Annotated in this window: 21 protein-coding genes, 1 tRNA gene and 1 pseudogene; 15 read left to right on the forward strand and 8 right to left on the reverse strand. The window is 57.4% G+C overall.

All coding sequences use genetic code 11. From position 1 onward, the window contains the following. The first annotated feature begins 1 nt into the window (after position 1). The 4 genes from scpA to ACSQ3H_RS20005 all read left to right on the forward strand — a co-directional run bounded on the left by scpA (position 2) and on the right by ACSQ3H_RS20005 (position 3,929). Entirely contained in the window at positions 2-2,134 is a 2,133-nt protein-coding gene (gene scpA / locus ACSQ3H_RS19990) for a methylmalonyl-CoA mutase (RefSeq protein ID WP_436118656.1), read from the forward strand. Position 2,135: 1 nt separating this feature from the next. Then, positions 2,136-3,128: a magnesium transporter CorA family protein gene (locus ACSQ3H_RS19995; RefSeq protein WP_436118657.1), complete on the forward strand. Its 993-nt coding sequence runs from the start codon at positions 2,136-2,138 to the stop codon at positions 3,126-3,128. 193 nt (positions 3,129-3,321) lie between these two features. Then, positions 3,322-3,552, forward strand: a complete 231-nt coding sequence (locus ACSQ3H_RS20000) for an AbrB/MazE/SpoVT family DNA-binding domain-containing protein (RefSeq protein WP_436119506.1) — start codon at positions 3,322-3,324, stop codon at positions 3,550-3,552. After that, complete coding sequence (locus ACSQ3H_RS20005) at positions 3,549-3,929, forward strand: type II toxin-antitoxin system death-on-curing family toxin (protein ID WP_436118658.1); 381 nt, start codon at positions 3,549-3,551, stop codon at positions 3,927-3,929. The genes ACSQ3H_RS20000 and ACSQ3H_RS20005 overlap by 4 nt, the downstream gene beginning before the upstream one ends. Before the next feature lie 53 nt (positions 3,930-3,982). Here the strand turns inward: ACSQ3H_RS20005 and greA are convergent, their stop codons facing one another. Continuing rightward, on the reverse strand, positions 3,983-4,456 hold the full coding sequence (gene greA, locus ACSQ3H_RS20010; protein ID WP_436118659.1) for a transcription elongation factor GreA: 474 nt from the start codon (positions 4,454-4,456) through the stop codon (positions 3,983-3,985). Between the two features lie 82 nt (positions 4,457-4,538). Here greA and ACSQ3H_RS20015 point away from each other — a divergent pair, with 82 nt between their 5' ends. After that, positions 4,539-5,882, forward strand: coding sequence for a TIGR03808 family TAT-translocated repetitive protein (locus ACSQ3H_RS20015; RefSeq protein ID WP_436118660.1), 1,344 nt, complete (start codon positions 4,539-4,541; stop codon positions 5,880-5,882). Here the strand turns inward: ACSQ3H_RS20015 and ACSQ3H_RS20020 are convergent. Both ACSQ3H_RS20020 and ACSQ3H_RS20025 read right to left on the reverse strand, forming a co-directional pair. Then, complete coding sequence (locus ACSQ3H_RS20020) at positions 5,875-6,894, reverse strand: asparaginase (RefSeq protein ID WP_436118661.1); 1,020 nt, start codon at positions 6,892-6,894, stop codon at positions 5,875-5,877. The genes ACSQ3H_RS20015 and ACSQ3H_RS20020 overlap by 8 nt on opposite strands. A 207-nt stretch (positions 6,895-7,101) precedes the next feature. After that, positions 7,102-8,268: an acetyl-CoA acetyltransferase gene (locus ACSQ3H_RS20025; RefSeq protein WP_436118662.1), complete on the reverse strand. Its 1,167-nt coding sequence runs from the start codon at positions 8,266-8,268 to the stop codon at positions 7,102-7,104. A gap of 216 nt (positions 8,269-8,484) precedes the next feature. Here ACSQ3H_RS20025 and betC point away from each other — a divergent pair, with 216 nt between their 5' ends. From betC to betB, 3 genes are all read left to right on the forward strand, one after another. After that, positions 8,485-10,005, forward strand: a complete 1,521-nt coding sequence (gene betC / locus ACSQ3H_RS20030; RefSeq protein WP_436118663.1) for a choline-sulfatase — start codon at positions 8,485-8,487, stop codon at positions 10,003-10,005. A 15-nt stretch (positions 10,006-10,020) separates the two neighbouring features. Further along, entirely contained in the window at positions 10,021-11,670 is a 1,650-nt protein-coding gene (gene betA / locus ACSQ3H_RS20035) for a choline dehydrogenase (RefSeq protein ID WP_436118664.1), read from the forward strand. Positions 11,671-11,864: 194 nt separating this feature from the next. Further along, complete coding sequence (betB, locus tag ACSQ3H_RS20040; protein WP_436118665.1) at positions 11,865-13,328, forward strand: betaine-aldehyde dehydrogenase; 1,464 nt, start codon at positions 11,865-11,867, stop codon at positions 13,326-13,328. Here the strand turns inward: betB and ACSQ3H_RS20045 are convergent. Further along, complete coding sequence (locus ACSQ3H_RS20045; RefSeq protein WP_436118666.1) at positions 13,322-15,571, reverse strand: AGE family epimerase/isomerase; 2,250 nt, start codon at positions 15,569-15,571, stop codon at positions 13,322-13,324. The two genes, betB and ACSQ3H_RS20045, sit on opposite strands and share 7 nt — an antisense overlap. A 195-nt stretch (positions 15,572-15,766) precedes the next feature. Between ACSQ3H_RS20045 and ACSQ3H_RS20050 the strand changes: the two genes are divergently transcribed. The 7 genes and pseudogenes from ACSQ3H_RS20050 (at position 15,767) to ACSQ3H_RS20080 (ending at position 21,967) form a co-directional block, all read left to right on the forward strand. Next, a tRNA-Pro gene (locus ACSQ3H_RS20050) sits at positions 15,767-15,843 on the forward strand. Positions 15,844-16,188: 345 nt separating this feature from the next. After that, positions 16,189-16,581 (forward strand): annotated as a pseudogene (locus ACSQ3H_RS20055) (IS6 family transposase); the annotation flags it as partial. A 320-nt stretch (positions 16,582-16,901) separates the two neighbouring features. Further along, complete coding sequence (locus ACSQ3H_RS20060) at positions 16,902-17,735, forward strand: metallophosphoesterase family protein (RefSeq protein ID WP_436119507.1); 834 nt, start codon at positions 16,902-16,904, stop codon at positions 17,733-17,735. Next, positions 17,732-18,883, forward strand: a complete 1,152-nt coding sequence (locus ACSQ3H_RS20065) for an ABC transporter ATP-binding protein (protein WP_436118667.1) — start codon at positions 17,732-17,734, stop codon at positions 18,881-18,883. The genes ACSQ3H_RS20060 and ACSQ3H_RS20065 overlap by 4 nt, the downstream gene beginning before the upstream one ends. Then, complete coding sequence (locus ACSQ3H_RS20070) at positions 18,876-19,820, forward strand: carbohydrate ABC transporter permease (protein ID WP_436118668.1); 945 nt, start codon at positions 18,876-18,878, stop codon at positions 19,818-19,820. Before ACSQ3H_RS20065 ends, ACSQ3H_RS20070 begins: the two co-directional genes overlap by 8 nt. Further along, entirely contained in the window at positions 19,817-20,653 is an 837-nt protein-coding gene (locus ACSQ3H_RS20075; RefSeq protein ID WP_436118669.1) for a carbohydrate ABC transporter permease, read from the forward strand. The genes ACSQ3H_RS20070 and ACSQ3H_RS20075 overlap by 4 nt, the downstream gene beginning before the upstream one ends. Positions 20,654-20,701: 48 nt before the next feature. Further along, positions 20,702-21,967 carry an ABC transporter substrate-binding protein gene (locus ACSQ3H_RS20080; protein ID WP_436118670.1) on the forward strand — a complete coding sequence of 422 codons (1,266 nt, stop codon included), beginning with the start codon at positions 20,702-20,704 and terminating at the stop codon, positions 21,965-21,967. A gap of 137 nt (positions 21,968-22,104) precedes the next feature. Here ACSQ3H_RS20080 and ACSQ3H_RS20085 read toward each other — a convergent pair whose 3' ends face one another. From ACSQ3H_RS20085 to ACSQ3H_RS20100, 4 genes are read right to left on the reverse strand one after another with little or no spacing between them, the layout of a single operon-like run. After that, the gene (locus tag ACSQ3H_RS20085) at positions 22,105-22,866 is read right to left on the reverse strand and encodes a FadR/GntR family transcriptional regulator (protein ID WP_436118671.1); all 762 of its coding nucleotides are present in this window, start codon (positions 22,864-22,866) and stop codon (positions 22,105-22,107) included. Continuing rightward, positions 22,853-23,830, reverse strand: a complete 978-nt coding sequence (gene yjfF / locus ACSQ3H_RS20090; protein WP_436118672.1) for a galactofuranose ABC transporter, permease protein YjfF — start codon at positions 23,828-23,830, stop codon at positions 22,853-22,855. Before yjfF ends, ACSQ3H_RS20085 begins: the two co-directional genes overlap by 14 nt. Continuing rightward, positions 23,827-24,843 carry an ABC transporter permease gene (locus ACSQ3H_RS20095; RefSeq protein ID WP_436118673.1) on the reverse strand — a complete coding sequence of 339 codons (1,017 nt, stop codon included), beginning with the start codon at positions 24,841-24,843 and terminating at the stop codon, positions 23,827-23,829. The genes yjfF and ACSQ3H_RS20095 overlap by 4 nt, the downstream gene beginning before the upstream one ends. Beyond that, the gene (locus ACSQ3H_RS20100; RefSeq protein ID WP_436118674.1) at positions 24,840-26,354 is read right to left on the reverse strand and encodes a sugar ABC transporter ATP-binding protein; all 1,515 of its coding nucleotides are present in this window, start codon (positions 26,352-26,354) and stop codon (positions 24,840-24,842) included. Before ACSQ3H_RS20100 ends, ACSQ3H_RS20095 begins: the two co-directional genes overlap by 4 nt. Positions 26,355-26,383 lie beyond the last annotated feature (29 nt).

A 26,383-nucleotide genomic window follows, 5' to 3' on the forward strand; every position in this document is an offset into this window, starting at 1 on the left:
AATGAGAATTCCGGATTTCACCAAGATCGATTGGCAAGAACCGAAGACCCTCGCCCCGACGCCGGAGGCCGCGGTCTGGAAGACGCCAGAAGGCATCGGGGTCAAGCGCTCCTATGGTGATACGGCGCTGCGCGGCCTACCGCATCTGGACAGCTTTCCCGGTGCTGCGCCGTACATTCGCGGTCCGTATCCGACCATGTATGTGCAGCAACCCTGGACGATCCGCCAATATGCAGGCTTCTCGACAGCGGAGGAATCCAACGCGTTCTACCGGCGCAATCTTGGCGCTGGCCAGAAGGGCCTTTCCGTGGCCTTCGACCTCGCCACCCATCGCGGTTATGACAGCGATCATCCGCGTGTCGCCGGCGATGTCGGCATGGCAGGCGTTGCCATCGATTCCATTCTCGATATGCAACAGCTGTTTGACGGAATTCCGCTTGGCGAGATGACCGTTTCCATGACCATGAACGGTGCGGTGCTTCCGATCCTTGCGCTCTATATCGTTGCGGCAGAAGAACAGGGTGTCAGCCAGAAGCAACTCGCTGGAACCATTCAGAACGACATTCTGAAAGAGTTCATGGTGCGCAACACTTATATCTACCCGCCGCAGCCCTCGATGCGGATTGTTTCAGATATTTTTTCCTATACGTCGGAAAACATGCCGAAGTTCAATTCGATATCGATTTCCGGCTATCACATGCAGGAAGCGGGTGCGACCGCCGACCTCGAGCTCGCCTACACGATCGCCGACGGCATTGAATATGCGCGCGCGGGCGTTGCGGCCGGCCAGGATATCGACAGTTTTGCGCCGCGCCTCTCCTTCTTCTGGGCGATTGGCATGAATTTCTTCATGGAAGTCGCCAAGCTGCGCGCCGCGCGCCTGCTTTGGGCCGTTTTGATGAAGAAGAACTTCAATCCGAAGGACGAACGTTCGCTCTCGCTGCGCACTCATTCACAGACTTCCGGCTGGTCGCTGACGGCGCAGGATCCCTATAACAACATCGTGCGCACCATGATCGAGGCCATGGCTTCGACCCAAGGGCACACCCAGTCACTGCACACCAATTCGTTCGACGAGGCGCTGGCCCTTCCGACCGATCATTCGGCTCACATCGCTCGCAGCACGCAGCTGATCTTGCAAAAGGAATCCGGCACGACGCGTATGATCGATCCGTGGGGCGGTTCGTCCTATGTCGAGCGGCTGACCCATGATCTTGCAGCGCGTGCCCTCGCCCATATCGAGGAGATCGAAGCGCTCGGCGGCATGGCCAAGGCTATTGAACAGGGCATTCCGAAGATGCGCATCGAAGCCGCCGCGGCACGCACGCAGGCTCGTATCGACAGCGGCCAGCAGCCGGTTATCGGCGTCAACTCCTATCGCCCGACCGAGGACATGGAAGTCGACGTATTGAAGGTGGACAACGCGGAAGTGCGCGCGCGCCAGCTTTCCAAGTTGCAGCAGTTGAAGGGCACACGCGATGTAACAGCCGTCGATACGGCTCTGTCGGCGTTGACCGGTGCGGCCAAATCCGGCAAAGGCAATCTGCTCGACTTTGCCATCAAGGCGGCTCGGGCGCGCGCTACAGTGGGCGAAATCTCGCTGGCGCTGGAAAAGGCGTACGGCCGGCATGTTGCCGAGATTCATACGATTTCAGGTGTCTACCGCAAGGAAGCTGGCAAAAGCGAAGTCATCGACCGCGTTGAAACCAAGGCAGCCACCTACGAAAAACGCACCGGGACAAAGCCACGCATTCTCGTCGCAAAAATGGGTCAAGATGGCCATGATCGTGGTCAGAAGGTTATAGCAACCGCCTTCGGCGACCTCGGCTTTGAGGTTATTGTCGGCGCGATGTTCCAGACGCCCGAGGAAGTGGCGGAACTCGCCGTTGAAAGCAATGTCGATATCGTCGGCGTCTCCTCGCTGGCGGCTGGACATCTGACACTCGTACCGGAACTGAAGGAAGCGCTGAAACGCCACGAGCGGGACGATATCCTCATCATAGTCGGCGGTGTCATTCCGCCACAGGATTACGGTGCGGTCCTCGAAGCTGGCGCCACGGCCATCTTCCCACCCGGCACGGTGATTGGTGAAGCAGCAGAGAAACTGATCGATACCTTGCTGGATTCCCTGTGAAATGATTTATGTCTACACTTTGCAAGACGATTATCTTATGCCCAGCGCGGCCCTGGCCGGTGCGGAATTGCCGCCAAATGCAGTCTGGATCGATCTTATCAATCCGACGCACGAAGAGGACGTCCAGACTGAAAACTGGACCAAGGCCGCCATTCCAACCCACGAGGATATGATCGAGATCGAGGAATCCAGCCGCTTCTACGCCGAGAATGGCGCGCAATATCTGACGGCTTCGATCCTGCATTCCACCGAAATGAAGCATCACGGCATCGCTCCGGTATCCTTCATTCTCACCGGAAAGCTGCTTGTGACTGTGCGATACACCGAGCCGAAGGCGTTCGCTCTGTTTATCAGTCGTGCGACCAAGCCGGGGAATGGTCTCGTTACACCCAAATGCAGCGGCATTAGTATCCTGCTGGGATTAATCGAAGCCGTGACCGACCGCATCGCGGATATTCTCGAAGGCGTTGCCGGCGATATTGATGTGAATTCTCACGCGATCTTCCGACGGTCCGAGAATGACAAGCCTATGACGACGAAGAATTTCAGGGACAGTCTCAACAACATTGGTATTCAAGGTGCCTTTTTGTCCAAGGTTCGTGAAAGTATCGCTGGCGTCAGCCGCCTCCTCGTCTATACGGCGGCCATTCCCGACGAGAACTTGAACAAGAAGGATACGCGGGCCACGATCAAGTCGCTGGAGCGCGATACGCAATCGCTCAGCACCTATGTCGATTTTCTTTCCAACAAGGTGACGTTCCTGTTGGATACGGTCGTGGGGCTCATCTCGATTGAACAGAATGCCATTATCAAGATTTTCTCGGTAGCAGCCGTCGCCTTTATGCCGCCAACGCTGGTGGCATCCATCTACGGCATGAATTTCCATTTCATGCCCGAACTCGACGAAGTCTGGGGCTATCCGATGGCAATTGGCGTCATGATCGCTTCAGCCGTCATCCCGCTCCTGATCTTCCGCAAGAAGGGCTGGTTGTAAGTCTGTAAGACCAACGTCGATATTGTGTGCATGCGTCCTCAATGTTATATCTTATGTTATAACACTGAGGAACTAAGCCATGACGAAGACCGCAAAATCCGAGGACGAAACTTTCGAGCGGCAAATGGCAGCGGCACATCAAGTCATGGACAAGGTCGCTCTGCAAAAGCTCAGTTCCGATCGGAGCAAAACCATGAAGGTAACCGTACGCAAGATCGGCAATTCCGAAGGCGTCATCCTGCCGAAAGAGGTGCTTGAGCGGAACCATCTGAAAGCGGGAGATCAGCTTGTCCTCATCGAAGATGGGGATGGTTTGAAGCTGCGTCGTCTGGACGATGACCCTGAAGAATTCGAAAAGAAGATGAAAATCGCTCGCGAAAGAATGAAGAAATACGAGACCGCATATCGCGTTCTCGCTAAATGACGGAGTTTCATTCGCGGGAATTCGTCGAAGCGCTGCATGGTGAACAGCTACGCCTGCATGGTGGCGCTTCGGGTATACGCGATCGCGGCATGCTCGAATCTGCGCTCAACAGGCCTTTGCAGAAAGAGGCTTATAACGAATCGGATATCTGCGATCCGGCTGGTGCCTATCTTTTCGGAATCGTGAAAAATCACCCGTTCGTGGATGGAAACAAAAGAACCGGATTTGCTGCGGCCGACCTTTTTCTCTACTTCAATGGATTCAGTCTCGAAGCAACCCAAGAGGAAGTCATACAGCTGGTTCTGATGATTGCCGATGGCGAAATCGACGAGGCTGGCGCAGCGGCGTTCTTTCGCGATCATATCGAGCCAGTGTGAAAACGCTTTGAATTGAACCGCTTGAGTCTAACTGCTCAAATGGAGATACAATTTCAGGGTGCAGCGTTGATCGCGGTGATTTCCCACTCGTGACCGTTCAGCTCGAACGTATCGCCAACAGACTTGCCAAACATCGCCTGCGCCATTGGGGAGACATGCGAAATCATGCCGTGGCTGGCATCCACCTCGTCCTCGCCAACGATGGTCCAAGTCTGCGACCGGCCATCTTCATCCACGATGGTGACAGCCATGCCGAACCGCACCACAGCGCTGTGCGGATCTGGGTGTGAGACTTCGGCTGATTCCCTTCGCGCGGTCCAATAACGCAAATCGCGCGAGGCACGGGCAATCAGGTCGCGGTCAGCCTCGGCATTGCCCTTGACCAGTGCCTCATGCGCCATGGTTATCTCCGCGTCGATCAATGCCAGTCCCTTTTCCGTCACCAAATTGCGGTGGGGGCTGATAGGGCGCTCGCCGAGATCGATCGAGGAGTTGCTGTCGTCTTCCTTTGTGAAAGCTCTGCTCATTGAATGAAGGTAAGCCTTGCTAGCCCTGACGGCAAGTGCAATCCTCCGGTCACTCTCACCTCTTGTTTTCACGGATAGAAACATGATCAATCGACGCCTTGTCCTGACTGGTCTGGCCGGGATTGCCGGCGGCAGTGTCTTGCCGCATACCGCGCAAGCGCAGACTATATCCGGGTCGATCAACGCTGTGGAATTCGGCTTGCTGCCCGGATCGCCCGACGATCAGACGGTCAAATTGAATGCGTTACTGGCCAAGGCCAGTTCATCCGGCCAGCGGATATTCCTGCCACCTGGGTCCTATATTGTTTCCGGTGTCCGGTTTCCGGCCTACGTCAATCTCCTCGGTGTTTCCGGCAAATCGCGCCTTCTGTTTGGCGGCAAGAGCGGCCTCGTCACCGCAAATGGTTCGGAGCATGTCCAACTCAATGGTCTTGTGATCGACGGTGACAGCAGACCGCTGGGCGAAGGCGTTCGAGGGCTGTTCGAAGCCAGCAATATCGCGCATCTCGTGCTCGACGATTGCCAGATTGTCGGTGCAAGCAAGAATGCCGTCGACCTGTTCAGGTGCGGCGGACGCATCGAGAGATCGCGCATTTCCGGTGCCAGCGACGCGGCCATATTCGCTGCGGACTCGACCGGGTTGCAAATCACCGGCAATGAGATCAGCGATTGCGGTAATGGCGGCATTCTCGTCCAACGCTACGAGCAAGGCCGTGACGCTACAATCATAACCGGGAACCGTGTGGAAAAGATACGAGCCGACGCGGGCGGCACAGGCCAGAACGGCAACGCTATCAATATCTTTCGTGCCAATAATGTCGTCGTTTCCAACAACGTCATCAACAATAGCGCTTTCAGTGCGATCCGCGGCAACAGCGCCAGCAATTTGCAGATCACCGGAAATAATTGTAGCGCGAGCGGTGAAACCGCGATCTATTCGGAGTTTGCCTTCGAAGGTGCGGTCATCGCCAACAATCTCGTCGATAGCGCCGCCAACGGCATATCGATCGTCAATTTCGACAGCGGCGGACGTTTGGGTACATGCAGCGGCAACATTGTCCGCAACCTTTCAACCAAGGGTCCTTATCCCGGCACGTTCGGCATCGGCGTCAGTGTCGAGGCCGACGTTTCCGTTACCGGCAATGTTGTTGAAAACGCCCCGCTCTATGGCATTCAACTTGGTTGGGGTGCTTACATGCGCAATGTCATTGCGACGGGAAATATCGTCCGCACTTCTGGCGAAGGCATTTACGTCAGCATTGTCGAAGGCGTCGGCCCCGCTATTATCAGCGACAATATCATCCAGGGCTCCCGGAATGGCGGCATCGTCGGTCATAGCTGGGCTGATGTCACGGTCAAGGACCTGACCCGGAAGAGCACCCAAATCTATCCAAACCTTGCCGTCGAGCGGAATATCATCAGTTGATATTGGCGTCCGTCAGCGCTTCGGTCGGGCTGATAACACCATAGGTAATGCCGTTCCAGTTGCGCATTTCGCGATCGGCAAACCGGTCGAGCTTCGACTCCAGTTCGTCCTCGTTGCGATAGATCCGGGCAAGAACCGTGGCGATGATCGCCTCGGAGGCGCGCGCGCTGCCGTCATCGCACTTGATCGCGATGCCAAGCCCGAGCTCCGGCAATGCACCTGTGTAGACACCCTCGGCACCGCCCTTCACGAAGATGCGGTTTGGCGCCATTTCCATCAACAGGGTACAGGCCCGATGGGTACCCGCAACATAGAAGGGTGCCGCCATTGCGGCTTCGAGGAGACGCCGTGTCGCCGCGGCACGTACCGGCTCGAATCCAACTCCCGTCGCCATGCGGGCAAAGCCATGCGCCAAATTCTTCAGGGGGATGGCATAGGTCGGAATGGAGCAACCATCGGTACCGCAATGATCCAACGCATGAGCTGCGCCCGTCACGCTTTCCATCGCGTCGCGCACCATGTCTTGTTCCGGCGAGCCCAAGGCGGAATAGCCCCGCGTCTCAATACCCAGATGCCGGCATGTGCACAGAAATCCCGCATGTTTGCCGGAACAATTGTTGTGCAGCGGTGTCGGCTCCTGGCCGCTCCGCGCAAGCGCAATCAGAACAGGCTGCTGTGACGGCCAGTGCGCGCCGCATTCCAGCGCTGAAACGTCGAGCCCTGCACGCGCCAGCATGTCGGCCGCCTTCGCCACATGTTCCGGCTCGCCGGAATGCGAAGCGCAGGCCATGGCAAGTTCCTCATTGCCGAAACCATAGGCATCCGCCGCGCCGCTCTCGACCAGCGGCAGAGCCTGGATAGCCTTGATCGCCGATCGCGGGAAGGTCGGGCGCTCGATATCGCCCAGCGAGAAGACGATCTTGCCATCGCCATCGGTCACGATCACCGCGCCACGATGGCGGCTCTCGACTGTTTCGCCGCGAAAAACTTCAACCAGAACCGGATTGCTCATGAGACCATCATCTTTCACGCATTGACTGACCGGAATCAGCCCGGTTGGATGGCTTATAGGCCGTCTTTAGTCTCAAACCAAGCCGGTAGAACCGTTGCTCGACGCATCAAAAGCAGGAATCATTTCATGGGCTTGGTTGCTGGTGTAGATGTTTTGAATCCGGGACTTAAAGTGCCCGGATTCGGCAGAGTTGGTTTCTAGCCACCTCTACTTGATCCGCTCGAGCACCGAAACATAATTGGCGACGGCTGCGCCACCCATGTTGAAGATGCCAGCGAGCTTGGCGTCCGGTACCTGAATGCCGCCGGCTTCCCCGGTCAGTTGCATCGATGACAGCACATGCATCGAGACTCCACTGGCACCGATCGGATGCCCCTTGGCCTTCAGCCCGCCGGAAGGGTTGACCGGCAGGCGGCCACCCATCGCCGTCTGTCCTTCGAGTGCTACCTTGGCCCCTTCGCCCGGTTTGGCCAGCCCCATGGCCTCATATTCGATCAACTCGGCGATGGTGAAGCAATCATGGGTCTCTACGAAAGACAGGTCGTCGATCGTCACGCCAGCCTGGTCCAAGGCACGCTTCCAGCCCTCGGAGCAACCTTCGAACAACAATATGTCGCGCTTGGAAATCGGCAGGAAATCCTGAACGTGTGCAGCGGCACGAAACGCCACGGCGCGCCTCATCTTCAAGGCTGTTTGCGTGTCGGTCAAAACAAGAGCGGCCGCACCGTCGGACACCAGCGAGCAGTCGGTGCGCTTTAGCGGACCCGCGACGAAGGGATTCTTCTCACTCTCCTGCCGGCAGAAATCATAGCCAAGATCCTTGCGCATTTGCGCATAGGGATTGCCCACGCCATTTTTGTGGTTCTTGGCGGCGATCACTGCAAGGGCGTCGGATTGGTCACCATATTTCTGGAAATAGGCGGCAGCGATCTGGCCGAACACACCGGCAAACCCGGCCGGAATCTCGCCCTCTTCCGGCAAATACGATGCCTTCAACAAATTTTTCCCAATTTCCGGACCGGGAGTCGACGTCATCTTCTCGACACCCACGACCAGTACGATTTTCGCAGCACCGGCGCGAATTGTCTTTATGCCCTGATGCACGGCTGCCGAGCCGGTTGCGCAAGCGTTTTCAACACGTGTGGCGGGCTTGAAACGGAAGGCATCGCTCGCCTGCAGAACGAGACTGGCGGTGAAATCCTGCGGCGAGAAACCGGCATTGAAATGACCAAGCACGATCTCGTCGACGTCCTCAGGACCGATGCCGGCATGATCGAGCGCGCCGATCGCTGCCTTGACGATCAGACTTTCGACGGTTTCGCCTTCCAGTTTACCAAACGGCAAATGTGACCATCCAACGATGCAGGCTGTCATCTCAATTCCTCCAAAATCTCTTTCTCTTGAGCTAACCATGAACCAGTCTCGATTCAAGGTGAACTCTTCATATCTCGGCCGTTCCATTTTAAATTTGGCAATGACAGCCAGAAATATCGGTCGTCATGCGGTGCGCAATGGCGTAACTGAAACAGCGACCGCCATTACCTTATGGAAAATGCCATAAGGACGAATTTAGTCGCCGCCGGAGCCTGCATGAAGTCGAATATACTCATCCTGATGGTTGACCAGCTGAATGGAACACTGTTTCCAGACGGCCCGGCGGAGTTCATCCATGCGCCGCACCTGAAGGCGCTGGCCAAGCGTTCGGTCCGCTTTGCCAATACCTATACGGCCTCGCCGCTCTGCGCCCCTGCACGTGCTTCCCTGATGTCTGGCCAGCTGCCGTCGCGCACCCGTGTCTATGACAATGCTGCCGAGTTCGCCTCGGATATCCCGACCTATGCGCACCATCTGCGCCGTGCAGGTTATTATACTGGCCTCTCCGGCAAGATGCATTTCGTCGGGCCGGACCAGTTGCACGGCCTCGAAGAGCGTTTGACCACGGATATCTATCCGGCGGATTTTGGCTGGACACCCGATTATCGCAAGCCGGGCGAGCGGATCGACTGGTGGTACCACAATCTCGGCTCGGTAACCGGCGCGGGCGTCGCCGAAATCACCAACCAGATGGAGTATGACGACGAGGTAGCTTTCCACGCCGGGCAGAAACTCTACCAGCTGTCGCGCGAGGCGGACGACGCTTCGCGGCGCCCGTGGTGCCTGACGGTCTCGTTCACCCACCCGCATGACCCCTATGTTGCGCGGCGCAAATATTGGGACCTTTACGAAGGTTCTCCAGCGCTCGAGCCGGACGTGGCCGCTATTCCCTTCGAGGAACAGGACCCGCATTCACAGCGGCTGATGGAGGCTTGCGAGCACACTTGCTTTGATATCACGCCGGAGCAGGTTCGGCGGGCGCGTCAGGGCTATCTCGCTAATATCTCCTATATCGACGACAAGATCGGCGAAATTCTTGAAGTACTCCAGACCACGCGGATGCTGGATGACACGATCATCGTCTTCACGTCAGATCATGGCGACATGCTTGGTGAGCGCGGCTTGTGGTTCAAGATGAACTTCTTCGAGGGCTCATCGCGCGTGCCGCTGATGATTGCGGGCAAGGGCATCGCACCGCAACTGATTTCCCAGCCAGTCTCGACGCTTGACATCAACCCGACGCTGGCTGCCATCGGCGGCATCGATATTGCCGAAGTTCTGCCATGGACCGACGGCGAAGATTTGACCCGCCTTATGAATGGCAAGGACCGCATCGGGCCCGTGCTTATGGAATATGCAGCGGAAGGCTCGAATGCGCCGCTCGTCTGCATCCGCGAAGGCCGCTACAAGTTCGTGCATTGCGAGATCGACCTGCCGCAACTCTTTGATCTTGAATCGGATCCGCACGAGTTGACCAACCTCGCCGGCGATCCCGCTCACGCCAAACTGACCGCCGATTTCACGGCGAAGGTCCGCGCGCGCTGGGATATGGCTCAGTTCGATACCGCGGTACGCGAAAGTCAGGCGCGGCGCCGGGTCGTCTACGAGGCGCTGCGCAATGGCTCCTATTATCCGTGGGACTATCAGCCGCTGCAGAAGGCTTCAGAGCGCTACATGCGCAATCATATGGACCTGAACGTTCTGGAAGAGAACGCCCGTTATCCGCGCGGCGAGTGAGCAAGAAAAAGCGTTATGGAAGCAGATTTTGTCATCATCGGTTCTGGTTCTGCAGGTTCCGCCATGGCTTACCGCCTGTCGGAGGACGGCAAATATTCGGTGATCGTCATCGAATTTGGCGGCACCGATATCGGGCCGTTCATCCAGATGCCGGCGGCGCTGTCCTTCCCGATGAACATGAGCACCTATGATTGGGGCTTTACCTCCGAGCCGGAGCCGCACCTTGGCGGGCGCACGCTGGTGACACCGCGCGGCAAGGTCATCGGCGGATCGTCCTCAATCAACGGCATGGTTTACGTGCGCGGCCATGCGCATGATTTCGATCATTGGGCGGAAAGCGGTGCGACTGGCTGGTCTTATGCGGATGTGCTGCCCTATTTCAAGCGCATGGAACATTCACACGGTGGCGAGCCCGGATGGCGCGGCACGGATGGACCCATGCATATACAGCGCGGGCTTCGCGACAACCCGCTGTTTCACGCCTTTGTCGACGCGGGCCGGCAGGCCGGTTTTGAGGTCACCGACGACTATAATGGCTCGAAGCAGGAAGGTTTCGGCGCCATGGAGCAAACCATCTACAATGGCCGCCGCTGGTCCGCGGCCAATGCTTACCTACGTCCGGCGCTAAAGCGAAAAAATATGAGTCTGGTCAGCGGTTTCGCCCGGCGTGTGATCATCGAGAGCGGGCGAGCAACCGGTGTCGAAATCACCCGCCACCGCAGGACGGAGGTGATCCACGCCCGTCGCGAAGTGATTATCGCTGCCTCGTCCATCAATTCGCCCAAGCTGCTGATGCTGTCCGGCATCGGGCCTGCCACGCATCTCAAGGAACATGGCATTCCAGTCCTCGTAGACCGGCCAGGCGTCGGCCAGAACCTGCAGGACCATATGGAGGTCTATATCCAGCAGGAAAGCCTGAAGCCGATCACGCTGAATTCCAAGCTCGGGCTCTTTTCGAAAGCCATGATCGGTGCCGAATGGCTGTTCTTCAAGACCGGGCATGGCGCAACCAACCATTTCGAATCCGCAGCTTTCGTCCGTTCAAAACCTGGCGTGGACTATCCGGACATCCAGTATCATTTCCTGCCCGCTGCTATCCGTTATGACGGCAGGGCCGCCGTGAAAGGGCATGGCTTCCAGGCGCATGTCGGCCCGATGCGGTCGAAGTCGCGCGGAAGCGTGACGCTTCGCTCCTCCGATCCCTTCGAGAAACCCAAGATCGTTTTCAATTATATGTCGCATCCCGACGACTGGGTGGATTTCCGTCATGCCGTACGGCTGACGCGCGAGATTTTCGGTCAGGCGGCGCTGGATCCTTTTCGCGGCCGTGAGATTTCGCCGGGCGTGCGCGTGCAGTCCGACGAGGAGATCGATGATTTCCTGCGTGAACATGCGGAAAGTGCTTTCCATCCCTGCGGCACCTGCAAGATGGGCGCTGTCAGTGATCCAATGGCAGTGGTCGATCCGCAATGCCGTGTGATCGGCGTTGAGGGGCTTCGCGTTGCCGATTCCTCGATCTTCCCTCGTGTTACTAATGGCAATCTCAATGGCCCGTCGATCATGGCCGGCGAAAAGGCTTCCGATCATATTCTTGGCCGCGATCCCCTGCCCCGTTCCAACCAGGAACCCTGGATCAATCCGCGCTGGCAGGTGAGTGACAGGTGAGAGCAACGTTGCCGCTACTTACCCTCCCCCTTGTGGGGAGGGCGAGCGAAGCGACGGGAGGGGTTTTTCTTGCTTATGTCGAAAGACCCCTCCCTGCTGCTACGCAGCCTCCCTCCCCACAAGGGGGAGGGTAAACAGCGCCTCGCCTTTCAAGCTTAATATGAGATACAAAGAACAAATTTAAGGAGAACACCATGCGCGCGCAGCCTAAAGGATCGCATTTCATCAATGGCCGCTTTGTCGAGGACAAAGGGGGTAAGCCACTTGATGTGATCTATCCAGCAACCGGCGAGATAATCGCCAAGCTGTTCGGCGCCACGCCTGCACTCATCGAGCAGGCGGTGCAGGCTGCCGCCGCTGCGCAACCGGCTTGGGCCGCACTAAAGCCCGTGGAACGTGGCCGTATCCTGCGCCGCGCCGCCGATATCCTGCGCGCTCGCAATGCCGAGATTGCCGAACTCGAAACGCTCGATACCGGCAAGGCTATCCAAGAGACACTGGTGGCAGATCCTGCCTCCGCCGCAGATGCGCTGGAATTCTACGGTGGTATCATCGCCGGGTTCAATGGCGAGATGATCGAGCTTGGCGGTTCTTACGCCTATACAAGGCGCGAGGCTCTGGGCGTCTGCGTCGGCATCGGTGCATGGAACTATCCGATACAGGGTGCGGGCTGGAAATCCGCCCCGGCGCTCGCTGCCGGCAACGCCATGATCTTCAAGCCTTCCGAAAACACGCCGCTCTCCGCCCTCGCCTTGGCGGAAGTCTACAAGGAGGCGGGGCTGCCGGATGGTCTTTTCAACGTCCTGCAAGGATTCGGTGATGTCGGCTCGCAGTTGGTCGATCATCCGCTGGTTGCCAAGGTGTCGCTGACCGGTTCGGTCCCGACAGGCAAGCGCGTACTGGCACAGGCTGGCTCGCATATGAAGCATGCAACCATGGAACTCGGCGGCAAGTCGCCATTGATCATCTTCGATGATGCCGACGTGGAGAACGCCGTTGGTGGCGCCCTGCTCGGCAATTTCTATTCGACGGGCCAGGTGTGCTCCAATGGCACCCGCGTCTTTGTGCAGGGCGGCATCAAGGACCAGTTCCTCGATCGTCTGACCACGCGCACAAAGGCTATTCGCCTCGGCGATCCGCTCGACCCGGAGATCCATCTTGGTCCGCTGGTCAACGCGTCGCAGCGCGACAAGGTCGTGTCCTATATCGAAAAGGGCAAGGCTGAAGGCGCAACGCTGCATTTTGGCGGCGGCGTGCCGCAGATGCAGGGCTTTGAAGGCGGTTGTTTCGTTGAGCCGACCATTTTCACCAATGTGACCGACGACATGGTCATTGCTCGCGAGGAGATCTTTGGTCCGGTTATGGCCGTTCTGGATTTCAAGGAAGAGGCCGAAGTCATCGCCCGCGCCAACGATACGGAGTTCGGCCTGTCAGCCGGTGTATTCACCAAGGACCTGTCACGCGCTCACCGCGTCGTCAGCCAGCTCAAGGCCGGCACCTGCTGGATCAATACCTATAATCTCGCTCCGGTGGAAATGCCGTTCGGCGGCTTCAAGCAATCGGGCGTCGGCCGCGAAAACGGTCTGGCCGCGCTCTATCATTACAGCCAGATCAAGTCGGTCTATGTCGAAACCGGCAATGTCGAAAGTCCTTACTGAGGTTTCTTGCCGACGTAAGCCACATACTGTGTCAGCGCGCACACCAAATGATAGAAAATCGAGGCCGGAACGTCTTCGGCCTTGGCCTTGCCCGTTTCGTCGATCAGATCGACCCACAGCCCCTTTGGTGCGGGTTCGATGTGCCAGCGGAAGAGACGGCCTACCCGCGCTTCCACCTCAGGCTTCAGATCCGGACCGCCATTGCCATCGAGCGCGATGGCGGCCTTGACGGCTTCCGTCTGCGGCCAGCTGCGTGAATTGGTGTCCAGTGGCAAACCGTGGCGCGACACAGCATTGTAGGCAAGTTCTGTCGAGCGGTTGAGGCCATTCGCGATCGCAGACGCATAGAGTTTGCGCCCATAGCGCACGACATCTTTCTGACCCGTGGCATGAGCAAAGTCGGACAGGAGCGAAGCCCACTCGAAATGATGGCCCGGCTCCGTCCATTCGCCTTGGTCGCCGGGTGCGCGCGCCCAATCATTGCTGAAATATTCGCCCAACGTCCAGGTTTCCGCATCGAACATGTGGTGCCGGAACAGATCGACAATCCGTGCGGCCCTTTGGAGATAGTCGCGATTGCCCGTCGCGTCATGCCAGGCGAGGAAGGCTTCAAGCAGATGCATATGCGGGTTGGCCCGCCGCAGGCCCGTATCGCCCGGCGTCTCAAGGAAACCTGTCAGCCGCGCATCAGCCAGATACTCATCAATAAATACAAACGTTTCGGTTCCGAGCGCCAATGCCTCCTTGTGTCCCGCCTTGTGTGCATGGGCCAATGCGAGCAACACGCATGACTGATCATAGGCATCCTCGGTCGGGTCCAGAACGCTGCCGTCCTGGTTGAATGTCTTGGTCCAACCGCCACGATCTGTTCGGCCGTTTTTAATGTAGCTGATACCATGGTCGATCAGCGCTTTGGCTGGCCCATCCCAGCCCATCTCATGAGCAACGGCAAAAGCGTAGATCTGCCGGGCCATCGTACGCATGCGTTTGGTTTTGTTGATAGGAATCGCGTCGAAGGAAAGCGCTTCATGGAAGCCACCGTGTCTGTCGTCGACACCCACGGTGGACCAAAGCGGCAATGTCTCATCGAAGAGCCAATGACGGACCCGGTTGCCATAGGCTCCGACATGTGGAAGCCGGTCCTGAGCGGGCGTGAATTTGGTTTCGAGCCGTCCGGTTTTCTCCAGTTGCTCGACGACCTTGCGCACATTCTGGCTTTCGCTCACCGGCGCGACGAAAGTTGCATCCGCAGTGGCGACCACAGCCGTGTCACGCAACCCTACCGCCGAAAGCAACCGTCCGTCGCTACGCAGATAACTGTGTTCACAATCGATAGCCACGACATCGCCAACGATCACGTTGCCATTGCCATCGACCGAGCCGACTTCCAGCAGCGATTGCCACGAACCGAGATCGTTCCAGCGGAAGTTTGCTGGGACGAGTGCAATGTCCGGGGCATGTTCCATGATCGCATAGTCGACCGAAATAGAAGGCACGGCCGCGTAGAGATCATGAGGCAGGTAAGTGCCGGAGATATTCGTATCTGCCTGATCGAGAGCGACAATGGCACTATCCCAGATGTCGAGGGCCTGGGTTTTGAACGCATCGCGCATGACACTTGCCCGGAAAAGGAAAATGCCTGCATTCCAGAGGAAATTCCCTGATTCGAGATATTGCTTGGCGGTTTTTTCGTTTGGTTTTTCCACAAAACGCACGACATCGCGAATATCGCCGGTCTGCAGGCTGGTCTCGATATAACCGTAACCGGTTTCGGGGCGATCCGGCTGGATGCCGAAGACGACGATCCGGCCTTCGTTGGCGGGACCGATACCGGCTTCGATGGTGTTCCAGAAATCGCGATCGGTGGTTATCTCATGATCGGACGGCACCACAAGCACGAGTTCATCACCATGCTCGCGCAGCGTTATCTCCGTTGCCAATACCACTGCGGACGCGGTGTTGCGACCCATCGGTTCGAGGATCGGCCTGCCGCCGCCGAGGTCAACCCCAGCCAGGTCCTGGTTGATATGATCCGAATGACGTTCCGAGGCCAGCAGATAGACCGGAGCGGAAACATCGGCTGTCCGGGCGGCCATGCGCTTGACGGTGCGCAGCAACATCGAGCCCTGCCCGGAGAGATTATGAAACTGTTTGGGAAAATCCTCGCGCGATAGCGGCCAGAGCCGGGATCCGACACCGCCGCTCATGACAAAGCTGATGATCTTTTGCTTTTCCGTCGCCATTGATTGCATTCCCGCTGCTCAAGTGCCTCAAAACTTTGCTTTTCGAATGGATACAAGACTTTCCGCCCTGATCACAGTAGGTAAATCGGCTGTTTCGCATGTCACCCCAGGTTCCCGCCGCCATAATTAAAAATGGGCGCAGGAAACAGCTTGCAGGCGTGGAAACCGGACGTTATATACCCCGCGTACTGGTCACGGAGTGTAGCGCAGCCTGGTAGCGCACGTCGTTCGGGACGACGGGGTCGGAGGTTCGAATCCTCTCACTCCGACCAGTGGTTAAATCTTTGAAATGATTAGATGTTTTGAGGATTTTTCTTCTTCCGAAAACTTTAGATCGAACGCTTCGCCGCACGTTTGCGTGCTGCATGAGTGAGCAAGCCGAACTCGACGAGCTTTACAAACCCTACGGCGACTTCCTGCATGAGTGGCCCGAATGCGAAGCTCAACTGCTCTCCAAGCTGAGAGAAACGAGAGCCCGTCCCGGGGCCCTCGCGGATATCAATGAATAAACGCGCGCGCGTGTACGCTATTGTTTTGGCGATATTTGCCGATCCTTGCTGCCAAAAAGCTCCTATTCTTTAAATTCGCACCTGTATTTTTTGGCTCGAATGATAGTCCTGGTGCAAAGCCGCAGGAATGCCAAGGCAGCCAAGCGTTTGATCCGCAAGCTGCTGAAGGTGCAAGGTCGTGCACCCCGGGTCATGGTGACCGACAAGCTCAGATCCTACGGGGCGGCCAACAGACAGATTGGACTAACCGTCTGCGATCATCGCCAGCATAAAGGATTGAACAATCGGGCGGAGAATTCCCATCAGCCGATACAACGACGGGAGGCGATTATGAAGCGCTTCAAATCACCCGCGCAGCTTCAGCGATTTGTTTCCATCCATGATCCCATTGCCAACCTTTACTGCTTTCCTCGCACTACCTTTACTTCAAACGATCATCGCGAACTTCGTCATGCTGCAGTGACCGCGTGGCGTGAGATCACATGCGTGAGCGCCGCTTAAATCTACCATCAAAGACGGACAATGTGTTTGAGCAATATCGGCCACAAGTTAAGGTTACAGTGCCGCTACCGCACATCCGTGCCAGCCCTCCGTGGCGCCAAGACGGGCCTGACGTGTCGTATTGACCCTTCTCTCTTATTCCCTACGAACAGCATTCCAGTTCGTAAGGATGGTCATTGAACTGTCATCGACCTGAGACGCTACTGTCATTTAGGGAGCTTAAGAACGCCGCGCGCTTTCAGATCGTGGCGAGGGGCAAACAAGCCTGTCATGTGACGTATCGCACCCGAAATTCTGATACATCAAAAGAGAGTATGACAGTGCGGATCATCCAGATTACGGACACTCACTTTAGCCCGTCCAAGACGCATTTCAACAGCAACTGGCAGCCACTGGCGGATTGGATCGGGCAGGAGAACCCGGATCTGGTGGTCCATACCGGCGATTTAGCGCTTGATGGTGCTGGTACCGAGGATGATCTCATATTCTCGATGAAGCTTTTGAGTAAGCTACAGGTTCCTGTGCTCGGCGTACCGGGCAATCACGACATTGGTCATATGCTCGACGGTGCGCAACCGGTGAATACGGAGCGGCTTGAGCGCTGGCGCAGGCTAGTGGGACGTGAAGAATGGGTCCACGACATCGGCAACTGGCGCCTGATCGGGTTCAACAGTCTCATTCTTGGCGATAACAGCGACGAGGAAGAAGCGCAGTTCGTATGGCTCGAGGATGCCCTTTCGACCGCCGAGGGACGCCGTATTGCAATCTTCGCACACAAACCGCTGTTTGTTGACGAACCTGGCGAAGGCGACACGGGTTACTGGAGCGTACGCCAGGCAGCACGGCAACGGATGTGCGATTTTCTCGACAAGTATGAAGTGGCGCTGCATGCCAGCGGCCATCTGCATCGTGCCTGGGCCGGAAACCTGAATGCAACGAAACTTGTATGGGCCCCTGCCGCTTCCTTCATTGTCGGTCCGATGGAACGCGACATGCCCGGCGAGCGGATCGTCGGAGCTGTCCTCCATACACTCGGCGATGAGGTGACGAGCGAGATCGTCGAGATTGCCGGAATGTCGCCGTTCCTGCTGGATGACGTGATCGATGAAGTCTATCCGCGCGCCAAGCCCGTTGTGGAAGAAACCGCGGCATGAGCGCGTTTGCCCTTAGAAATATCTCCAAATCCTATGGTTCCTCGCACATCCTCGACGATGTCACGATCGAGGCGGAGGAAGGTGAGTTCATCGCGCTGGTCGGGCCATCGGGTTGCGGCAAGACCACACTTTTACGCATTGCAGCCGGTCTCGATCATGGTGACAGCGGCGGCGTGTGGATGGGCGGCCGCGATATAACCGCTGAGCACCCCGCCGACCGGAATGTCGCGATGGTGTTCCAGTCCTATGCGCTCTATCCGCATCTCACAACTGCCCAGAACATTGCCGTACCTCTGGCCATGCGCACCATGTCGAAGCTGGAGCGCATGCCGCTCTTTGGCCGCTTCGTGCCCGGCCGCGCTGCACATCAGGCGGCTATCCGCCAGCAGGTGGTGACGACCGCCGCCAGCCTCAAGATCGATCATTTGCTCGACAGAAAGCCTGGGCAAATGTCGGGAGGCCAGCGTCAGCGTGTGGCACTGGCGCGGGCATTGGTGCGCCAGCCCGGTGTCTTCCTCATGGACGAGCCGCTTTCCAATCTTGATGCGAACCTGCGCGTTCACACCCGTGCCGAGATCGTGGACCTGCACCGCCGGGCCGGTGTGCCGACGCTTTATGTAACCCATGATCAGGCCGAAGCGCTCAGCATGGCTGACCGCGTGGCGGTGATGATGGGCGGCAGGTTGCTGCAATTCGATGAGCCGGCACGGATCTATGACGATCCGTGCCATATCGAGGTTGCCCAATTCGTCGGAAGTCCGCGTATCAACATACTTGATGCCTTTACCTCTGAAAATGGCATGGTGGTTTTCGGCGGAAAAGTCCTGGCAGAGGGTGTCACCGGTCCCGTCGGAACGCCGGTCCAGATTGCGGTACGGCCCGAGCGGATCAAGCTGCGTGCGAATGGCAATGGCATTCCCGCAATCGTATCGCGCCTCGAATTTCTCGGTTCCGAAGTGCTCGTGTTTACCCGCATTGCCGGCAGCGACAGCGGCATCACGGTAAAGACAGCGCCGGCGGACGTTGCGCATATCGCACCGGGAGCGCCTGTCGGTCTCGAAATCGATGCCGGGGCATGCCTCGTCTTTGGCAGCGATGGCCTGCGCGTTCCGCTGCGTGCATCCCTGAAGATGGCGGTCGATGCGTGAGATGACAGCTATTGCACAAAAAGTCACAGGACCATCACTTGCAAGGCAAGCCGCCGACCGCGCTGCAAGGCAGGAAGAACGCGTTGCATGGCAACTGGCTGCGCCCGCCATTTTCCTCATTGTGACGCTGGTCCTGCTGCCGACACTGGCAGTCGTTGTCTTCAGCATGACCAACTACGAACTGGGTTACGACGATTTCCAGTTCGTCGGTTTCGACAACTATGCCGAACTGCTTGGCGACCGGACCTTCCTTATCTCGCTGAAAAACACTGCTGTCTATACTGCAATCGTCACCCCCTTCTCAGTGTTGCTTGGACTCGGTGTGGCACTGCTCATCGAAGGCGAGACGCGCGGACGCGCTTTCTTCCGCACCGTCTATTTCCTCCCGGTCGCGTCGCTTCTCGTCGCCATGGCGACCGTCTTCCAGTACCTGCTGCATCCGACGATCGGGCCCGTCAATGCGATCTTGTCCGCAGTCGGCATTTCCGGACCGAACTGGCTCGGTAGCAGCCACACGGCGCTCATCAGCCTGGCGATCATCGGCATATGGCAGTCGGTCGGCTTCAATATGGTGTTGTTTCTGGCGGGGCTCACCGCGATCCCGCGCGAGCTTTATGCAGCCGCCGAAGTTGACGGTGCCAGGAGCAGCTGGGAGCGCTTTCGCCTTGTCACCTGGCCGATGCTTGGACCGACAACGCTCTTTGTCACGACGATCAGTGTTATCAACGCGGTGAAGGTGTTCGAGACCGTGAAGACGCTGACCGAGGGCGGGCCAAACAAGAGTTCGGAAGTGCTGCTCTGGACGATCTACCAGGAGGGCTTCGTCTATCTGCGCGTCGGCTATGCCTCGGCGATGACCGTCATCTTCCTCGCTGTGCTCATCGTCCTGATGATCCTGCAATATCGGGTTCTTGACCGCCGGGTGCACTACACATGAAACCGATGGCCCTTTTTTCGATGCGCAATCTGCGCCTTGCCGTTCTTTCCGCCGGAGCCTTGCTGTTCCTTGCGCCCTATATCTGGATGATTTCGACGGCGGCAAAATCACGCGAGGAGATTTTTTCCTCGACGCTGTCGCTCTGGCCGGAGCGCTGGGCATTGTGGGAAAATCTTGCCAAGGCATTTTCGCGCGTGCCGATGACACAACTGCTGTTCAATGGCCTTGTCGTTTGCGCCCTGATCTTTTTCATACAGGTGGTCATCGCCATTCCCTGCGCCTACGCCATGGCGAAGCTGAAGTTCCGGGCCGCGCAGACAATGATGACACTGGTCATGCTCGGTCTGCTCATCCCCATTCATGCAACCGCATTGCCGATCTATGTGGTGCTGAATAAGACCGGCATGCTGAACAGCTATTTCGCGCTGTCGGCACCGTTCTTCATCTCCGTCTTCGGCATCTTCCTGTTCCTGCAGTTCTTCCGCGCCATGCCGGATGACCTGATCGCCGCCGCCCGTCTCGATGGCATGTCGGAAATTGCGATCGTCAACCGGGTCATCGTTCCCAATGCCTGGCCCGCGGTGACCGCCTTCGCAATCTTTTCCGTTGTTGCGCACTGGAACGATCTGTTCTGGCCGTTGATCGTCATCACCAGCACCGAAAGGGCAACGCCGCCGCTCGGTCTGCTCTTCTTCCGCGCTGCCGAAGCCGGCGATGATTACGGGGCGCTCATGGCGGCGACCCTCGTCATCACCCTGCCCTTGGTCGTGGCGTTTCTGGCGGCACAGCGCCGCTTTATCGAAGGCATCACCCTGACAGGCCTGAAGGGCTGATCATCCACGTCCCAAACACGACTTCACAAATCAACCCAGGAGAGAACCATGAACTTCTTCAAGCAGACGATTGCCGCGGCGGCGATCGCTACGGGGCTCTGCGCTCCGGCCTTTGCCGATACGACCCTCAATGTGCATTATCCAATGCCTGGCTTCTTCAAGGACGTAATGGATGTCATTTCTAAGAAATTCATGCAAGAGAACCCGGACATTCACGTCAATTTCGTCAGCCCCTCAGCGACCTATGAAGAAGGCATCCAGACGATCCTACGCCAGGCCGGGACGGCGGAAATGCCGGATATCACCTTCATCGGTCTCAACCGCCTGCGCATGATCGCCGAGCGTGGTGTCAACGTTGATCTCAAGCCGTTCATCGCCAAGGATGGCGATATGGCAGCGCAAGGCTTCAGCGACAACATCCTGCGGCTAGCGCAGGTCGGCGGTCAGCAGGTGGGGCTTGCCTTCGCCACCTCGAACCCCATCATGTACTACAATGCAGATCTCGTCCGCGCCGCGGGCGGCAATCCTGACCAGCCGCCAAAGACATGGGATGAAGTCATTGCGCTGGGCGCCAAGATCAAGGCGCTCGGCAATGGCAATGAGGGTATCGATTTCCGTTGGCAGGGCGATGACTGGATGTTCTCGGCGCTGCTCTTTGGTGCGGGCGGGACAATGCTTTCCCCTGACGAGAAGAAGGTTGCCTTCAACGGTCCGGAAGGTATCGCTGCCGTCAATCTCCTCAGCCGCCTGGTCAAGGAAGGCGGCATGCCGGTTCTCACCAAACAGGCTGGCGAACAGGCTTTCGTCGCCGGCAAGGTCGGTTTCGCATTCCAGACGACCGGCGCACTGCGCAACACCATCAAGAATGTCGGCGGCAAGTTCGATCTGCGGACCGGCCCCTTGCCACTCCTGAATCCTGAAAAGGGCAAACTCCCGACTGGCGGCAATGCGGTTGTGATCCTCACCAAGGATACGGCAAAGCAGGAGGCCGCGTGGAAGTTCGCGAAATTTGCTTCCGGCCCGTACGGTGCTTCCGTTGTCGTACCGGGCACGGGTTATGTGCCGAACAATGAACTTGCTGCCAAGTCCTCGGAATATCTGGCTGAATTCTACCAGCAGAACCCGCTCTTTCAGGCAGGTCTCAACCAGATGAACCGTATGATCCCATGGTACGCATTTCCAGGTTCGAACGGCGTAAAGGTGACACAGACCATCGTCGACAATCTGTCACGCATTGTCGAGCAGTCGGCGACACCGGAAGAAGCGCTGAATGACTCGGCCGATGAAGTGCAAAAACTGCTTCCACGCCATTGACCAATCAATAATTGCTTGATCAGAGATCAGCCACGGCTCAATTAAAGGTGGCTGATCTTAACCTGTTGTGGGTGATGTCATGTCCGGATGGCGCCCGTTTGGCAAGGTGATTTTCGGCGAGGTTTGAGCTTGGCGGGTCAGTATCCCATTGTGGTCGCAAGGACGCGTTCGGCTCCATCCGCAATTACAGCGCGCATTGCGGCTTTCGCAGTATGGATATCCCGAACATTGATGGCATCGACAATTGCTTTGTGTCGTGCAACCGATTGCCCATGTCTCTCAGGGTTCGGAATCGGCGAGCTGATAGTGAAAGTGGCAACAAGCGCCACCTCTATCAGCGTGCTGATTGAACGCATGAACGGGTTGCCGGATGCGTCGGCAATAGCAATGTGAAACTGCAGGTCGCTGTTGACGAAATCCGCAGCCGATTGCCCTGCCCCGCCCATCCTGCCCACGCAATCGTAGAGCCTTTCGAGCTGCTCCTCGCTCCTGCGAAACGCAGCAAGACCTGCTGCCTCCGGTTCGAGCGCGAGACGCATTTCAAGCAAGCTCGAGAGAAATTCAGGGCTGGCACCTGCCTCGAAGTGCCAAACGAGAATGTCTGGATCGAACAGATTCCAGTGTTGGCGCTTCAGCACCCTGGTTCCGATCTTGGCTCTTGGCTGGATCAATCCCTTCGCCGCTAGCGTCTTGAGTGCTTCGCGGAGCACCGTTCTCGATACGCGAAATTGCTGCAACAGTTCTGCGTCGCCCGGAAGGATATTGTCTTCCGCATAGAACCCGCTGACGATCTTCAAACCAAGATCACGCATCACATGGCCATGATGCGTATGCGAATGTCCAGCTGTGCGGAAGTCATAGTTGGCTAGCTGATTTTCGGGCGACTCAAGTGGCGCCATCGACCGCTGCCTTCCTCGTGGAAAGGAGCACCAATGCCCTTTGCAACGCGATGAATGCAAAGAGCAGGGCACCCACCACGATTTTCGTCCACCAACTGGACAACGTCCCGTCGAAGACAATGTAGGTCTGGATGATGCCTTGAATCAGCACACCAACAAAGGTGCCCGCGACATAACCAACCCCGCCCGTCAGCAACGTGCCCCCAATAACGACAGCGGCGATCGTATCGAGTTCGACCCCGACAGCGGCCAGCGAGTAGCCGGCGGATGTGTACAGCGAGAACACGATACCGGCGAGCCCGGACAGGAACCCTGATAGGGCATAGATCGCGATCGTCGTCCGGGCCACCGGAACGCCCATCAATTCGGCCGATGTTCGATTACCGCCAATTGCGTAGATGTAGGACCCGAACTTGCTGAAATGCGCCATCACGGTGCCGACGAGGAAGACCAACACCATCAGGCAACCGATGAATGTCAGTCGTCCACCGCCCGGTAACCGGTAATAGAGGCCTTGCAACATCGAATAGAATTCATGATTGATCGGAATTGAATCCGTCGTCATGACGAAGCACATCCCACGCGCCAGAAACATTCCGGCGAGGGTCACGATAAAAGCCGGCACATCGAGATAATGAATGATGACGCCCATGATCGCGCCAAAGGTTGTGGTTATGATGAGCGCCATGGTGAAAGCCGCCAGCGGATGCACGCCATATTTCGTGATGAGCACTGCAAGCAGGACGCCGGTAAAAGCGATGACCGATCCGACCGAAAGATCAATGCCTCCCGAAAGAATGACGAACGTCATGCCAACCGCTGCTATTCCGAGGAAGGCATTGTCGGTCAGGAGATTGCCCACAACCCTGGTGGAGAACATGGCAGGAAACTGCATGACGCAGGCAGTATAGGCGAGCACGCAGATGAGCAGCGTTGCATAGAAGGGAAGAAGCCGCGTGTTCATTTGGGCTTTGCTCCGTTCGCCCGGAATTCAGTTTTCAGGAAATGCCAGCCGCCCGCGGAGGAGAAAGACTGCGCCAGCAGGATCACGATGATCACCACGGCTTTCAGGATGAGATTGTATTCCGGGGGAAAACCGGAGAGCAGAATCCCGGTATTCATCGCCTGGATGATTATCGCGCCAAGCGCTGACATCAGGATCGAGAAGCGTCCACCGAACAGTGACGTTCCGCCAATAACAACGGCAAGGATCGCGTCGAGCTCCAGCCACAGCCCGGCATTATTGGCATCCGCGCCACGAATGTCTGCGGCAACGATAATGCCCGCCAGTGCAGCACAGAACCCGCAAAAGCCATAGATGACGAGGAGAAGCAGCTTGCTGTTCAACCCGGCATAGCTGCTGGCGCTGCGATTGACGCCTATCGATTCGATCAGCAGTCCGAGTGCCGTACGTCGAACGATAATGATCGCAAACACCAGTAGAATTGCTGCAATCAGCACCGGCATCGGTATGCCGAGAAATGAACCCGTACCGAAAAAGATGAGGCCCGGATCGGTGAAGGTAATGATCGATCCTTCGGTGACAAGCTGCGCGATCCCGCGGCCTGCTACCATCAGGATGAGCGTCGCCACGATCGGCTGGAGATCAAAATAGGCAACGAGCAACCCATTCCACAGACCACAGAGAAGCCCTGTCCCGAGCGCTGCAAAGATGACCACCGGCAGTGAATACCCGGCAACGGTCAATGTGGCGGCGATGGCTCCGGACACCGCCATGACGGCGCCAACCGACAGATCAACACCGCGGCTGGCGATGACCGCTGTCATGCCAATGGCGAGAATGATCACGGGCGCACCTCGGTTGAGCACATCGACGAGGCTGCCGAACAACCTCCCATCCTGTAACCGAATGTCAAAGAAGCCGGGGAACGCCAGATAGTTCAGAAAGAGGATCAGGGCCAGCGAAAGGAGTTGCGGCGAAGCCTTGGCCAATGCGACTGCATTCATGCGGGTCATGCGTGCGCCTCTCCTGTTTCCGCAGCGATTTTCTGCATGATTTTCGTGGTTGTGATGTCGTCGCCTGCGAGCTCGCCTCGATGCGCGCGGTCACGCAGCACGACCACGCGAGTGCTGTAAGCGACGATCTCTTCGATTTCCGACGAAATGACGAGAAGCGCCATACCGTCATCACAAAGCCGGTTGATCAGGGCAATGATTTCTGCGTGGGCACCGACATCGATGCCGCGCGTCGGCTCATCGAGGATGAGGAAGCGCGGATTTGTGGCCAGCCAACGGGCAAGGATGACCTTTTGCTGATTGCCGCCAGAAAGAAACTTGATCGGCTTTTCGATATCGGTGGTGCGGATATCCAGCGCTTTGACGAACTTGTCAGCGAGCGTGACTTGCTGTTTTCGAGATAGCCGCTTGAACCAGCCCCTTTGTGCCTGCAAAGCCAACACGATGTTCTCGCGCACGGAAAGGTCGCCAACGATACCGTCGGTCTTGCGGTCTTCCGGGCAGAGTCCGAAGCCGAAGGCGACGGCGTCCTGCGGCGAACGTATGCGGATGGGATTTCCATCCACCGCCACCTGGCCGCTATCGGCTGAATCGATGCCGAACAAGAGGCGCGCCGTTTCGGTCCGCCCTGAGCCCAATAGCCCGGCCATACCGATTACTTCCCCCTCGCCTATGTAGAGATCGAACGGAGCGATACTGCGGTTACGCCCCATGCCTTTGAAGGAAAACTGCTTCGTTTCCGGCACCGGCCGATCGCGGCGGACATTGTGCGTCGCGGCAAGCGCATGGCCGAGCATCATCGAAACAAGGTCGAGTTTGGGCATTTCTGACGTCAGTGCCGTTCCGGCAAGCCTGCCATTGCGCAATATGGTAACGCGGTCGCAAATCTCATAAACCTGATCGAGAAAATGTGTGATGAAGACAATACCGAGTCCGCGTTGCTTCAACTGCCTGAGTGTTGCAAACAGGATTTCAGTTTCGTGGCGGTCAAGACTTGCCGTCGGTTCATCGAGAATCAGAATGCGTCCGGACATATCGACCGCGCGCGCAATGGCGACAAGCTGTTGCACCGCGACCGAATAACGGGACAGATCCGACGAAACATCAATGTGAAGGCCGTATTCGCTGAGCAGTTCCCGCGCCCGCATCTCCATCAGTCGGCGATTGATAAAGCCGAAGCGCATCGGCTGACGGCCGACAAAGAGATTGTCCGCGACGGACATGTTTGGAAGCAGGTTTACTTCCTGGTAGACCGTGCCAATGCCGAGATTCTGAGCCTGCAGCGTATCGCGAACATGCATTGGCTGCCCGTCTAGTTCCATCACGCCCGCATCCGGCTGATGAACGCCAGTGAGCACCTTTATCAGCGTTGATTTGCCGGCGCCATTCTCGCCAAGCAGCGCATGTATCTCTCCTTGCCGAATGGTGAAATCGACAGCGTCGAGCGCCTTGAACCCAATGAAGGATTTGCATATGCCTCGAGCGGCCAGCAGAACAGGATCGTCCGTCATTGCGCCCTCTCCCGTAAGCGGTTTTGTCG

It is taken from the genome of Phyllobacterium sp. LjRoot231, from assembly GCF_964253365.1.
Lineage (GTDB): Bacteria > Pseudomonadota > Alphaproteobacteria > Rhizobiales > Rhizobiaceae > Phyllobacterium.